Annotated in this window: 11 protein-coding genes; all 11 read right to left on the bottom strand. The window is 54.0% G+C overall.

Annotated elements, in window-relative coordinates; all coding sequences use genetic code 11:
- Positions 1–76 precede the first annotated feature (76 nt).
- Positions 77–3,712: an S-layer homology domain-containing protein gene (locus tag PPOP_RS01570; protein WP_006284263.1), complete on the bottom strand. Its 3,636-nt coding sequence runs from the start codon at positions 3,710–3,712 to the stop codon at positions 77–79.
- A 208-nt stretch (positions 3,713–3,920) separates the two neighbouring features.
- Positions 3,921–5,048 (bottom strand): glycosyltransferase family 4 protein, encoded by a 1,128-nt coding sequence (locus PPOP_RS01565; RefSeq protein WP_042226975.1) that lies wholly within the window; start codon positions 5,046–5,048, stop codon positions 3,921–3,923.
- Between the two features lie 114 nt (positions 5,049–5,162).
- Positions 5,163–5,930, bottom strand: coding sequence for a WecB/TagA/CpsF family glycosyltransferase (locus PPOP_RS01560; RefSeq protein WP_006284261.1), 768 nt, complete (start codon positions 5,928–5,930; stop codon positions 5,163–5,165).
- Between the two features lie 15 nt (positions 5,931–5,945).
- Positions 5,946–7,154 carry a polysaccharide pyruvyl transferase CsaB gene (gene csaB / locus PPOP_RS01555; RefSeq protein WP_006284260.1) on the bottom strand — a complete coding sequence of 403 codons (1,209 nt, stop codon included), beginning with the start codon at positions 7,152–7,154 and terminating at the stop codon, positions 5,946–5,948.
- Positions 7,130–9,130, bottom strand: a complete 2,001-nt coding sequence (locus tag PPOP_RS01550) for a DUF5693 family protein (protein WP_006284259.1) — start codon at positions 9,128–9,130, stop codon at positions 7,130–7,132. The genes csaB and PPOP_RS01550 overlap by 25 nt, the downstream gene beginning before the upstream one ends.
- A gap of 187 nt (positions 9,131–9,317) precedes the next feature.
- On the bottom strand, positions 9,318–9,749 hold the full coding sequence (gene fabZ / locus PPOP_RS01545) for a 3-hydroxyacyl-ACP dehydratase FabZ (protein WP_006284258.1): 432 nt from the start codon (positions 9,747–9,749) through the stop codon (positions 9,318–9,320).
- A gap of 195 nt (positions 9,750–9,944) precedes the next feature.
- Positions 9,945–10,460, bottom strand: a complete 516-nt coding sequence (locus PPOP_RS01540) for a CDP-alcohol phosphatidyltransferase family protein (protein ID WP_042226969.1) — start codon at positions 10,458–10,460, stop codon at positions 9,945–9,947.
- A 167-nt stretch (positions 10,461–10,627) separates the two neighbouring features.
- Positions 10,628–11,032 (bottom strand): DNA-directed RNA polymerase subunit beta, encoded by a 405-nt coding sequence (locus PPOP_RS01535; RefSeq protein WP_006284255.1) that lies wholly within the window; start codon positions 11,030–11,032, stop codon positions 10,628–10,630.
- 18 nt (positions 11,033–11,050) lie between these two features.
- Complete coding sequence (locus PPOP_RS01530; protein WP_006284254.1) at positions 11,051–11,878, bottom strand: flagellar hook-basal body protein; 828 nt, start codon at positions 11,876–11,878, stop codon at positions 11,051–11,053.
- Positions 11,879–11,899: 21 nt separating this feature from the next.
- Positions 11,900–12,766, bottom strand: coding sequence for a flagellar hook-basal body protein (locus PPOP_RS01525; RefSeq protein WP_006284253.1), 867 nt, complete (start codon positions 12,764–12,766; stop codon positions 11,900–11,902).
- Positions 12,767–12,811: 45 nt separating this feature from the next.
- Positions 12,812–13,819 carry a rod shape-determining protein gene (gene mreB / locus PPOP_RS01520; protein WP_006284252.1) on the bottom strand — a complete coding sequence of 336 codons (1,008 nt, stop codon included), beginning with the start codon at positions 13,817–13,819 and terminating at the stop codon, positions 12,812–12,814.
- Positions 13,820–13,863: the final 44 nt, after the last annotated feature.

Genomic DNA, 13,863 nt, shown 5'->3' with positions numbered 1-13,863 from the left:
GACGAAGAAGAGCCGAAGCACAGTTCGGCTCTTCCCTTCTGTTACCCGTCGCAGGAACGGGTTAAACAATGACCGCTTATTTTATTTTACTCAAGACGCGTTCCGCAATGACCGCAGCGTCGGCCCTCGTAAGATTCGATTTCGGATCGAAGCGGTACGTCTGCTTCTTCTGGCCCTCCTGCAGCGCGTTCGGAATGCCGCTAATGAGACCGGCCTTCGTCACGGCAAGGGTAGGGCTTATGCTGTAGTGATCGATGAGATTGGCGTCTGTGAACGTCTTCTGCAAGTTGGCCAGATCCTTATCAGGGTCGCCAATCTTCAAGTTCAGAGCGCGTGAAATCATCACAGCGGCTTCTTGGCGGGTCAGCTCGCTGTTCGGCGCGAACAGGCGTGGAGCGAGACCACGGACAATTCCTTTGCGGGCAGCCGTCTCAATATAGCGGTAATCCCATAGCAGATCCGGAACCTCGTAGTTGATTACATCATCGAAAGTCAAGTTATCCGGATCGTAGTCCAGCGGAATATTCAGCATCTTCACGAGCATCGTCGCCATTTCGCCGCGGGTAATACTGTCGTATACCCCGAACTCATTCAAGTTCTTCGCCTTCATGAACCCGCGGGACAGCATCAACTCCAGGCTCTTGCGGGCATATTTATGTGAAATAATATCGTCATAGCTGTAGCGCACCCCAAAGACGGCATAGTAGCCGAAGCCGTCGAACGGTGCCGTAACGGTCTTCTTCTTCGTGTCCAGTGTTCCCCCGAGATTTTCCCAAGAATTGTTCGTATTGTTCCAACGCCATATGGCGATATTGCGCGCCTGCTCGTTCACGATCATCGGATCATACTTAATCGTAATGGTGCCGCGTTGGGTCGGTTCGAGCCACATCCGGTCGCCGCGTTCGTAGAACTTCTTCGACTCATCATAAGGATGCGACGGACTGACCAGCTTATAATCCTGATTCAGAACACTATCTTCTGAACTGAAATATCCCGCATCGATCCAATAGAGTTGGGAACCGAGTCCGAAATGCGCCTTCGGCAACAGCACGCTGCGCGCAAATTCGTCCGGTTCGATCCGCCGGATTTGGCCATCCAGGAATTCATCGTCTCCACCGATTACCGACTTACGCACGCCAACCTGGTTCTCGCGCGTAATCGTCCGCCCATCATCCGAGTCGGCGATGCCAAACAACAGATTCTGACTGTCGAACAACTGAATTTCCTTCGGCGTCTGGCCCGGACTAGGGTTCATGTCGCGCAACATCGTGCCCTTCGGCAACTGCACGACCAGATCGCCTCCGAAGGTGGACAGCTTGCCGTTCTTGCCGAGCGTCGTCTTGTATTGGGCGCCTGGCAATGCGGCATCCGCATAGTTTACTTCAAATGAGCCGTTAATCTTTTGATCGCCCTGCACAACCGTAAATTTGATTGTGTTTTTGCCCTTCTTGAGCGTAATCTCGCCCCGGAACATATCCTGCTCGCCCTTCACCAGCTCCTGCTTGCCGATCAGCACCTGATCCGCGCCTTCCGCACGAATACTTACCATTAAGAAGTTTTGGTTTACGACACTCTCCTCCGGCAGCTTCGGAGATAGGATCTCGAACGGACTCTGCTCGCGCGTAATCTCCAGCGTCTGGCGAGCCGTCGCAACCCCTTTACGCACCTCAATGCTCACATTTGTCTTGCCGGAAGTCGGGAACTCCAGGTTGTGCAGCAAGAACAAGTAGGAACCCGTCGCCGGATTCTTTTCCTTGAATAGAATCGCCGGATTTGTATTCGGGCTGCCGTTATCTAAGCCGTTCTCGTCCAGAGTCGCGACCAGCTTGCCATCGATAGACACATTCATCGAGGTCGCGTTCTGGATTTCCACCCATACGTCAGCCGAACGCTCCTTCGTCACGTATTCATAATCATTCGTGAGCTTAAATTTCTGCTCCGTATCTTCCTTGTTCGGATTGGCCGTATCGGTTGCCGCCGGCACCGGATACAGCTTCACAATCGCCGGAACATCCTTTGAGAAGAAGAATACGGTGATTGTATAGCTAAGTGGAATTCCGTTCGCTACCCCGTCGATCGTAATCTTATTCGGGCCTGCCACCAGTCCGCCTGTCAGCGGATGATCGAAATCTCCAGTCGCGGTACTAATCCCCGTTAGCTTTTCTTTTTTTCCGTTAAACGTAATATAAGTTTGATCCATTTCCGTCGTGTTCTGCAGATTGAAATTGACGAGGCGGCCTTGGATTCGAGACAGTCCATCCGCCATATCGAACGTTTTGCCGTCAAATACGTTCGTCAGCTTAATATAAGGACCTGGCGCATAGCTTACCTTAATCTCGTAAATCTCCCCGCCGACTTCGATCTTCAGCGTCTGTTCCCCGGCCGGCATCATATTGATGCGGATGACCGGTTCACCGTTGGCCGTCTTCAAGTTAGTGTCACTTTGGAACGTAGGCGCTCCGACTTGCTTGTTGTTTTGCCAATCGGTTACCGTAATCGTTTGATTGGCGTAATTGTTCAACTCCAACTTCAAATAGAGCGGCAATTCGAACAAGGTGCTGTTCTGGGCAAACGTTGCTTCCGCACTGAACGATACCGTGCCTCCGCTCTCCTGCGGGTTGAACAGTTGCTTTACAGCTACAATCTCAGCCGCATTCGCGTCTCTGACCGTGAAGTGATTAGGGAATACCCGCGTTTGGCCATCGAAGGCAACCCTTAAGTTCAAGTTATACTTCCCGGTCGAAGGCGGAGAAGCTGTACCGACCGTCTCATACTCATAAACGATATAATCCGATCCCTCTTCCTTCTTCGTCACGTTCGTGATGCCGGACTCCTTGAACACCTCAGAGCCATCGCTATCCTGTGTAATGACCACCTCGACGCTCGGTGGTGCAGGCGTGTTGTTCTGCTGCGACTTCGGCACGATAAACTTCCCTTTGACCGTGCCGCTGACCGGAGCGGACACATAGTGATTCGCCGTCGCGTCAATGGCACTGGTACCAATAAAGGTGTCATAGCCGGTAAGAGCGCCATTGTATGAAATAATATAACGCGTAAGGGTATACGTCAGGTTGCCGTTCGTGGCCACGATCACGATCTCATTTAAGCCGGGCTGAAGCACAATCCCGGAAGAGACGAACGTGCCCGCTCCGCCGTTGAACATTTGGAGCCCGTTCACCGTCACCATTGACGCATTCGGCGCCTTGAGGGATAGAGAGGCCGAGTCGCCTTTAAAAATAAGCGGCATGCCGGATTCGAGCACTCTGCCGTCCGACAGCTTGATGTCGGAGATAGCCGGCACGTTGCTGAATTCAACAAAGGCGCTCGCCTCTACCGTGTTGCCGTTCGGTCCGAGACCGGTGATCGTTACAATATTTAATCCCGTCTGCAGCGGAACCGCGCGGAAAATAAACGAGTTTCCGCTAATCGTCGGCTTCACATCGGTTCCATACGCCGTATTAACGATTTCGCCGTTAACTTCCAATTCTACCCGATAGCCGATCGTACTTGAGGAAACCCCGTTGAAGGTTCCTTGCACTTCAATCGTATCGGTATTGACCTGGGTCGGATGTTCTTTAACTGTGCTCAAATTGGAAAAGTGAAAATATCTGGCATCATCTTCATCTGCCGCTTTGGCCATATCCAGCGGAATCGACGCGGATATCAAGGCAATGACGAGCAGCATACACAATGGTTTTAGCCAAGCACGCATTGTATCGCCTCCATATGATTGTATTTATTCCAACGCTACATACCTCTTTTTATCGGTTTTACATCGCATATTTTTTAGGCAATTACCAAAATCGAGTTACCTCTTGACAAAAAAGCCAGTCCCGGCACACCCTACACATGGGGTAAAAACACAAAGAAAGCTTGCTCCGGTTGTGGAGCAAGCTTGATTCTATCTACAGCGCGAGTCCTTATTCCGACCGCGAATCCGCATTTGCCTTCACGCGCATGCGATGAATCATATTCAACAACGGGCGCTTCGTCTTGCTGACGATACCGATGATCTCGGCGCCGAGCTGAAGCGATACGATCAGAATACAGATCACAACAAACGTCACCCAATTCGCATCATGCGAGGCCGCCACCGACTGAATGATAGCCAGTACACCAAAGAAAGCGGCAATGGCATAGATGATGAGCACCGTCTTGCGGTGGCTGAAACCCAGCTCGCGCAAGCAGTGATGCAAATGCCCCTTGTCAGGTGCAAAAATCGGCTTCTTCTGCACCGCTCTGCGCACAATCGCGAAAAACGTATCCGATAATGGAACGCCAATTATCAAGAGCGGCGTAATAAACGAGACGATAGCAATCTGCTTAAAGCCTAGCAAGGACAACACCGCCAGGCCGAACCCGAGGAACAGCGATCCGGTATCCCCCATAAATATTTTCGCCGGGTGAAAGTTAAAGAACAAAAACCCGATGATGCTGCCAAGCAGTACGGCGCACAATAAGATAACCATCGTATTGCCCATGAAGACGGCCATGGCGAGAATGGTGGCAATGGAAATGGCGGATACACCAGCAGCCAAGCCGTCCAGCCCGTCAATCAGGTTAATGGCATTCGTCACGCCTACGATCCAGAAGATCGTCAGCGGAATGGCAATCCAGGATTCAATATTCAAATATTGGTCGCCGAACGGCACATTGACGAAGTCAACTGTCAGATCAAATCCGAACACGACAACACAGGCGGCGATGATCTGACCGACCAGCTTCACCTTGGCCGATAATTCGAAGCGGTCATCCAGCGCACCCGTCAGCACGATAATGGCGCCGCCGGAGAGCAACGCCCATATTAAGCTGGAATCACGGTGTCCGAACAAGATGTCAGGAACAAATAATGCCAATAAACATAACGTAATCACAAAAGCAGCGAAAATCCCCAATCCGCCCATGCGCGGCATAATGCGGGTGTGCACTTTACGTACATTGGGCACGTCGACTGCACCGACTTTTATCGCGAACTTCTTAACTAGCGGCGTCAAACCGGTGGCCAGCAGCAAAGCAACCAGTCCACCTATTGCATATAAGGTTATCATCGGTTGTTTCAACCCCCATTTATGTTACCGCATTGAATTATACTCCGTTCATTAGGGAAATTCCAACAGCAGATTATGGAGCATTTGTACGAGATCATAAGCACGGGCTCCATTTCAATGCACTTTTGTCACCTTATCTTTATCGCGCATCACTTTCCAAGCGAACTTCGGCAAGGCCATCATCCGGCCGAAGCGCTTCGGCTCCCGAAGCAAGCGGTACAGCCATTCCAGCCGCAGCCGCTGCACCCATAGAGGAGCGCGCTTACTGCTGCCGGAGATGACATCGAAGCTTCCCCCGACTCCCATCATCAGTGGAACCTGCAGCCGGTGGCGATGCTTCGCAATCCACGGCTCCTGCGTGTCGAGGCCCCGGGCGACGAACAGAATATCCGGAGCGGCCTCGCGAATGGTCTGCACGACCGCCTCATCCTCCGCTTCGCTGAAGAAGCCGTCACGGACGCCAACGATCTGAACCAGCGGATATTGCTGACGCAACCGTTCCGCTGCAGCTTGAACCACATCAGGCGCCGCGCCGAGGAGGAATACCTTCCACCGGCGAACCTCCCCTGCCCTCATCAGCTCATGCAGCAAGTCGAAGCCCGTTACCCGCTCCGCCACCGGATCGCCTGCATAGTTCGCGGCCCATACGATGCCTGTCCCATCCGGAATGATCAGATCAGCCTGCTGCATGACATTCATGAATTTATCATTCTCCAATGCCGTCATCACCATGATCGGGTTGGCTGTAATCAGTTGGATCGAATGCCCGCTTATTATTGCATTCTCCAGACAGGCAACCGTATCCTTCATATTCAGCTTGGAAAAGCGGATTCCATAGATAGACACGGCGGGTATTTCCGCCAGACTGTCGATATGGCCCATCATGCATCACCCACTTTATATCTTCTCGCGCAGCCTGCGGACGATATGTTGCGCAGGAGTCATCGCTTCGCCCTTCAATGCTGCAATCGCGTTCCGCCGCTCCTCCCGCCAACTGTCGGCACCATCCAGGAGCTTCTCCAGTTCATCAGCCGCAGCCTTGCTGTCAAGGCTGTCCGTCGAACCGGCCGCCGTCATGCCAAGCCGGTGCAAGAACTGGTCAATCTTCGGGTCGTAGGATATGCCGACCATCGGAACGTCCTGGGAAGCAGCATAGATGAGCGAATGCAGGCGCATTCCGACGAGCACGCGGCAACGGCTGGCCTCGTACAGCATGGCCTGCGGATGCTCCTGTGCCGGGCACAGGCTCATTACCGAGCCGCCGCCCTCTGCCAATTCGCCCTGAGCGGAATCCGCATCCCCGATCCAGGCTGGAGCCTCTTCCCGCAGCAGGTCCATGACATACTGCGACGCGTCCCTATCCGCCTCCCCGTGGAACGGGAGCATGCGCAGATGCACAGGCCGATTGCGGGCCGCCTGCTTCAACAGTTCCGCAATCGCCCGCATATCCGAGCGATCGTCCTTCCAGAAGCGAAGCGACACGCCTACGATCGGACGGCCGACGGTATCAAAACCCTTTCCGTCCCCTTCCGCATGCAGCCCGTTCTCCTCCATGGCTCCCCGGCGATGCGGAAGCTCCAGCCCCATAACCGGATCGGGAACGATATCGATGCGTTCCCGATTCACGCCCATGCGGGCCAGCAACTCCGCCGACTCCGGATCGCGAACGGACAAATAAGCCGATTTGTTGAACACGCGGCGGATATAGGGGTAGAAGGCCTGTCTTCCGATCGGCCCCACCCCTTGTGCATAAATGAAGGTCGGCTTGCGGAACCACTGGGCCAGCTTCAATACCGCCAAATAATACGGGATCGTCTTCCAGCTAGTCGCATCCTGCAGCAGACTGCCGCCGCCGCTAATCAAGCCGTCGCATTCGCGGATCGCGCCACACAGCTCGCCGGGCTTCATCCGGTGCGCCGCTTGCACCCCGTAGAGCCTGGAGGTCGTTATCGGATCAGCGGACAGGACGATCGGTTGAATCCGGATGCCCTGCTCCTGGCCCGCCCGCTCCAGCGCGGTCAGAATCGACAGCAGCACGGCCTCGTCTCCGCTGTTGCCGAACCCGTAATAACCAGACAGCGCTATGCTTCGAACTTCGGCCGCCATGCCTCCCAACACCTTTCAATGATAGTCCAGATCAGCACGAAGATAAGCGCGACCACGATGCCAAGCCCGATGCCCAATACGGTTCGAACCAGCGAAATCATGACCGGAGTATGGATATGGGCGAACGTATCTACCATGGATAACTGGCCAATGGATCCAAGAATGAACAAGTAGGCACCGAAGCGGTAGCGATAAGCAATGAAGGCGCCCGCAATCAGCAGCGGATGGGCCAGCAGGAACTCCTTATTGCGCGGACGGACGCCAATCGTATCCTCCAGCAGCGCCCGGAAGGTCGCTTCCCCCGGAAGCAGTGTACCGGCATTGCCGGTACGGGACAGGTAAAACAGCCCGCCCACGCCAACGACGCCCAAAGCTACGACCCACAACACCGTAATCGGCATGAACAGCCACCGCTTGCTTTCCTTGAATACCGATTCGCCCCGATATAGGAACAGATTCAGCGCGGTCAAGACAATCGGCACGAAATGAAGCAGGCTGACGCCGCGGAACTGCTCCAGCACTAGGCTGTACGTAATATGATTCAACAGCGCAATCACGAACGGAACCGCCATGACCGACAACACCGTGGTGCGAAGGAATAATCCGAGCGCTTTGGCCAACCGGACTCCCCCCGCCGTAACCGTCGGATTCATATCGACCCGGCGGACAGCAAGCACCATCGCGATCGTCGGTGCGCTGATGGCAACACCGAGAGCGAGCGCCTGCACCAGCAGATTCGGCTTCAGTACGAACAAGCCTGCGCTGCCGATCAGGCCGATAAGGAAGGCCGGCAGCATCACGTAAGGAACGAAGAACGAGATCATAAGCGCGATCATCGCAACTCCGCCGACGACGACCAGCAGCTTCGCATAGCGCTGCCATGGCGCATCGACGACATGGAACGCTTCCGCCTGGCCTAACGTATATCCATTGGCTTCAATTGAGGCAATGGCATGGCCAGGTTCCTGCAAGCTGTGAAGCATATTGTCAATCGAATTGACGATTTCGGCTTTGGTGAAATCTTTCTTGATCCCGATATTGAAATAAATCATCCGAATATTCCGGTCCTTGGTCGCGAGAGACAACCGATCACCCAGCACATTCGGCTCATTGAACGCTTCCTGATCAGTAATGGAGTGCAGGCGGATGACATTATAGTCCGTCAAATACGCCAGCTTCTTCAGCCCTTTTTGCTCCACCGTCAATCCTTCGATGGCAGCAATCGCAATATCATATTTTTTCAACAAACCGGCAAATGCAGTCAGGCTATTCATTTCTAGATCATCATTGAAGCCCTTGACCGACTCGCCGTCAAATATAATCGTCTTCACGCCGATATCGCGATAGCTCTTCAGCAGTGCTTCCACCTGCTCCTGGTTGTACGGGAGCACGTCGGACAGCCGCGGCACGATGTGGAACCCTTTGGCGAGCAGTTGCTCGATCGCAATCGGATCCTGCGGCAGCGGCTTCATGGATGCGCTCTCTACAGGCGCCTCGATAATAAGGCCATTCCTCCCGCTCCACAGGCGCACATGAATATCAAGACCGAGGAACGTTTTCTCGATCATCGGGGACAGCCGCTCCGCATCCTCCGGACTCGTGAAGAGCACATATGTATAATTTTCATTGAGAGGCGGCGCCTTCTGATCGAGCACAGCCGCATCCTGAGAGTTATACAGCAGGACGCGATTGGCATTGCGAAGCTCGGCCAACGAGCTCTCGAACATGGCCATTGATACGACGCCGGCTTCCTTCAACCGATCGAGCTGTTCATTCAAATCATTCGCCGGATGAGGTGCATAAGCGGCAGCCTCCACCAGATTGCGATAATTCACAACCAATTCTACTTGATTCGATGATTGCTCCGTCTGAACCCGCTGGACAGCAACTGGTATGGCAGCCACCAATCCGACGATAACAAGCAGCCACAGCCACTTTTTCATGCGGCGGTTCCATCTTTCCAACTGTTGAAGCACGAAGTTCCCTCCTTAATCCAATCCCGGCACGGATGCTCTATGTCGAAATCTGCCGGCCATCACCCGAGAGCATGTGACCTCATTCGACAGGAACAAGACATAATGATTCGATCACAGATCGCTTATCGTATAGAATAACCGAACCATGCCGAATCATTGCATAATATCGTGATTCCGTGCCTTTATTTTACGTGCGGTCCGCCAAAGCGAACATCAACTCGCCTTCCGCAATAACCTGGTCGCCGACCTTGGCTACGGCTTGGCCTTTCCCAACGCTTCCTTTCAGGCGAGTAATCTTGACCGACAGCGTCAGCGTATCCCCAGGCACAACCTGCCCGCGGAACCGGAAGTGATCGATGCCAGCGAAGAAGGCCAGCTTCCCTCGATTCTGCTCCAGCTTCAATATCGCGACAGCCCCGACCTGAGCCAACGCTTCTACAATTAATACACCCGGCATGACCGGATAGCCCGGAAAATGTCCGGCGAAATGCGGCTCGTTCATCGTGACATTTTTGATGCCAACCGCGCGTTGGCCTTCTTCCAGCTCCACAATCCGATCCACCAGAAGAAATGGATAGCGATGAGGAATAATTTCTTGAATCTGTTCCATATTTAACATGTGCACATGCTCCTTTCGATAAATTCAGGACTGGATGAATAAAAGAGGTCCTTCCCGTCTACACTAACATCATCCTTCAATGACTGCAGGCATGAAGGTTAAGATAGAGAGCTTCCCCGCGGCGAGGCGCTGTTACGGGAGGCTCTTTGTTATTCTCATGGCTATGAACACGCTGAGACATGGGCTCACCACCATTTATGCTTCGCTCATTCGGTTCACGCGGACGACGAGAACGAGATACATGAAGGTCGTTATGAAGGAGAACAGGATGACGCCCCATAAGATGGTATGCGCTTGCGGCCATTGAAAATAAATAAACAATATGGCGATATAATAAAATACCGTCGTCAGCTTGCCCATCCAGTTGGCGGAAACCGTTCGCTTGCCCTTGAAATGCATCAGCGCTGCCCCCGCGATCATCCCCACATCGCGCACAAGCATCGCCAGCGCCGCGGCGATAGACAGATCGCCGGCCCATAGCAATGACAGCATGACCGTCAACATCATCAGCTTGTCTGCCAGCGGATCAAGCATCATCCCTACCGGAGTCACCATATTATGCTTGCGGGCCAGATATCCGTCGAGGATATCCGTCAGTCCCGCCAACAGCCAGATGCCGAATGCGGCGAACCGCTCACCGAAGAAGAACAAAGTCAAAAAGACGGGGATAAGAATGAATCGAACTATGGTCAGCACATTAGGAAAATTCAAACGCAAGCCCTCCAGTCCCCCCCATATTACAGTTCCTCCAACCCATTATACATGCCTGCTATGAAAATGAAAACCGCACAAGCTCAAGCGCAGAACCGGTTACATCGGCACTAGAAGTGGACGAGGGAGAAAAACAGACAAAAAACCCCGCCAAGGCGGGGCCAATATCAGGAAAACACCAGTTGGAACAGGTGTCTCCACGTATCAAAATTGAGTGCTTCCTCCACAGTGCCCTTGCCTACGACGACGTATCCGCTAATCAACCCTGCAATCAGCGTCAAAACGCACGTCAGCGGAACAATAACTAGACGGACCAACCATTTGACCGGACGGGACGACTCCTTTTTCGCGGTACCGTCCGGATGTCCCTCTGTCTTCTCTGTGTCATTACGGTACTGCGGCTTGCGTGCGGTCATCTGCTCCACCGCTTCATGATGCTGGGCCGACCTCGACGCACCCGCATTCCTTGGATCGCGCGGAACCGCCTCCTCTTCCCGGCTGCGCGCCATGCGCTGCAGCGAGATATCCTGCTGCTCCGGATCGAAGTGCGGCATCTTCTTCTCGTCACTCATTGTTATTCACCTGCTTCATTACGCACGCAGACTATTGGCCAGCTCCCACATCGCATCACCCGATATCAATGCCCGCGAAGCCAACTGATAGGCCCGCTGCGCCTGAATCAATTCCGCCATCTCGTCCACCATCGACACGTTCGATTCTTCCAGCATGCCCTGCATCACATTGACGTGAGGCGCATTCGGATCCGTTCGATCCCCGGTCAGATTCAAGGTCTCTACGAACGTGTTCCGGTCGGCTCCCTGCGGCAGCACAAACAGATTGTTCTCCGTCTGTACGAGCAGCTCCGGCTTCAGCGGCCGAACCACCTTCATTTGTCCAAGCTCCTCGTCCGGCTCGCCCGTCTTCACGCCGAACACCCGGCCAGCCTCATCGATCTTCATCTCATAGCCTGCCGGAATGCGAATCTCCGTATCGTTCGTGCTCATAACGGGATGACCTTCAGCGGAAGTAAGAATCCGTTCATCCCCATCTATTATATAGTGGAACGAACCTTCGCGCATCCACGCGGTGCCGGTTGGGGTGCCCACTTCGAACAACGCGTTCCCCTGCAAGGCCACATCGGTGCTGACCCCGGTATGCTGCAGAGATCCTTGGCTCATGTCGCGGCTCAGCCCAGTCAGCCTGGAGCCGTAGCCAAGCGTATACCCCATCGGAGTGACCCGCCCAGGCTGCTGGAAGTCTTCATTATGCTGCTGCACGTTCGTCAGCACGTCGGCGAAGGATGCCGTCTTGCGTTTATAGCCCTTCGTATTCACATTCGCCACATTATCCGCAATGATGTCCAACTTCTGCTGAAAGCCATTCATCGAGACTGCAGCCGCTATCATCGTCTGATTCATATCGTTCCTCCTGCCCTGGCGTTAGACTCGGCCCACTTCATTGACCGCCTTATCCAGCGTTTTGTCATAAAACTGCACCATCTTCTGATTCGCTTCATAGGCGCGGTATGCCGTCATCATATCCACCATCGATTGTGCCGAATCCACGTTGGAACGCTCCAGCACGCCTTGGCGAACCTCTACCGCATCGCCTGCCGCCACCGGGGTAGCCTGGGCAGCCCCCTGCTGCAGCCGGAAGCGCCCATTACCGGCCCGAAGCAAATCATTCGGATTGTCGACGCGGCTAATGAGCAGATCGCCACCTGCGATCGGCGTGCGGGTCCGGGTATCGAACAGTTGGCCTTCTCCGTTCACCTGGATGAACTCCAGAGCTTGTTCATTCTCTAGGACGATCGGCGCATTATTGCGGTTCAGCACCAACGAACCATCCGACGTCACCAGTTCATTTTGCGCGTTCACATGAAAACGGCCGTCACGGGTGTACATGATCTCATCCCCGGACTGCACCGTAAAAAAAGCTTCCGGCTGGAAGACAGGATTGCCGTTCGCATCCTGGCTCTTGCCCGTCGCATCGAAGGTAACGCCTGGCACCTGAATATCGGAGAGCAGCGCGAAGTCGCCCGGTTGCTTCGTCTCCTGTAGATCGCCCTGCGTGAACATCAAGCGGCTCTCTTCAGCGAATACGCCCGTGCTCAGCCGGCCGATCTGCTGGCCTTGGGCCGGATCGTCGCCCATCAAGGTCAGCATCATCTCGGGAAAGGAGCGGCTTACTTCGGTAACCGCCTTATAACCTGGCGTCTGCAGGTTAGCCACGTTATTCGTCACTGTGTCATGCCGGCGCTGCTGGGTAACCATACCCGCTGCAGCAGTATATAATCCTCTAATCATGGAAGCCCCTCCCGTAACTGTAGACAATATACCATATATATCGGTTTATATGAATCTTTTCTTAATGACTTTATCCAAATTATCGAGCATCATGCCCGTTCCCTTGACGACGCAATGCATCGGATCTTCTGCGATCAGCACCGGAACCTTCAACTCCTCGGCCAACAGCTCGTCCAATCCGTCCATCAATGCGCCTCCCCCAGTCAGAATCACTCCGCGATCGATAATATCCGCCGACAATTCCGGCGGTGTCCGTTCCAATACCGATTTGGCGGCTGCCACAATGGAGGAGATCGGATCCCATAAGGCTTCGCGCACTTCGTTCGACGTGATCGTCACCGTAAATGGCAGGCCCGATACCATGTCACGGCCCCGGATATCCATCTCGCGCTGTTGTCCGGATCCCGACGGGCGAACCGTACCGATTTTTACCTTAATATCTTCGGAGGTGCGCTCCCCGATCAGCAGCTTGTACTTCTGCTTGATATAGCGCATAATCGCGTCGTCGAACTTGTCCCCCGCGACTTTAATAGAAGAGGCGGTCACGACGTCCCCCATGGACAGCACGGCTACGTCGGTCGTTCCGCCACCGATGTCGACGACCATATTGCCGCTCGGCTGAAATATATCCATGCCTGCGCCAATCGCCGCTGCCTTCGGCTCCTCTTCCAAAAATACTTCCTTCGCGCCGCTTCGCTCTGCCGCTTCGCGGATCGCTTTCTGCTCTACCGAGGTAATGTTCGTCGGGGCGCAAATCAGAATCCGTGGATGCGAGTACCATTTGCGGCCGCCGACGCGTTGGATGAAATGCTTCAGCATCGTTTCCGTAATTTCAAAATCGGCAATGACGCCATCCTTCAAGGGACGGATGGGCACAATATTGCCTGGAGTCCGCCCAACCATTCTTCTCGCTTCTTCCCCAACGGCTAGCACACGCTTGGCATCGCTCTCAATCGCCACGACGGACGGTTCGTCGAGGACAACTCCCTTCCCCTTGACATGGATGAGAACATTCGCCGTTCCTAAATCGATTCCAATATCCTTGCTTAACATAAGTTCAAGAGCCTCCACATTCATTATTCAACTGATTTTCGTGA

The sequence above is a fragment of the Paenibacillus popilliae ATCC 14706 genome, assembly GCF_000315235.1.
In the GTDB taxonomy this organism is placed as follows: Bacteria; Bacillota; Bacilli; order Paenibacillales; family Paenibacillaceae; genus Paenibacillus_B; species Paenibacillus_B popilliae.
The sequence above is the reverse complement of the archived record's forward strand: the minus strand, read 5'-3'. Positions and strand labels throughout refer to the sequence as shown.

Coding starts and splice junctions, on each gene's coding strand:
- fabZ (WP_006284258.1), bottom strand. CDS start 9,749: ATGTTAAATATGGAACAGATTCAAGAAATTATTCCTCATCGCTATCCA.
- PPOP_RS01570 (WP_006284263.1), bottom strand. CDS start 3,712: ATGCGTGCTTGGCTAAAACCATTGTGTATGCTGCTCGTCATTGCCTTG.
- mreB (WP_006284252.1), bottom strand. CDS start 13,819: ATGTTAAGCAAGGATATTGGAATCGATTTAGGAACGGCGAATGTTCTC.
- csaB (WP_006284260.1), bottom strand. CDS start 7,154: ATGGCGGCCGAAGTTCGAAGCATAGCGCTGTCTGGTTATTACGGGTTC.
- PPOP_RS01535 (WP_006284255.1), bottom strand. CDS start 11,032: ATGAGTGACGAGAAGAAGATGCCGCACTTCGATCCGGAGCAGCAGGAT.
- PPOP_RS01560 (WP_006284261.1), bottom strand. CDS start 5,930: ATGGGCCATATCGACAGTCTGGCGGAAATACCCGCCGTGTCTATCTAT.
- PPOP_RS01565 (WP_042226975.1), bottom strand. CDS start 5,048: ATGATAACCTTATATGCAATAGGTGGACTGGTTGCTTTGCTGCTGGCC.
- PPOP_RS01525 (WP_006284253.1), bottom strand. CDS start 12,766: ATGATTAGAGGATTATATACTGCTGCAGCGGGTATGGTTACCCAGCAG.
- PPOP_RS01530 (WP_006284254.1), bottom strand. CDS start 11,878: ATGAATCAGACGATGATAGCGGCTGCAGTCTCGATGAATGGCTTTCAG.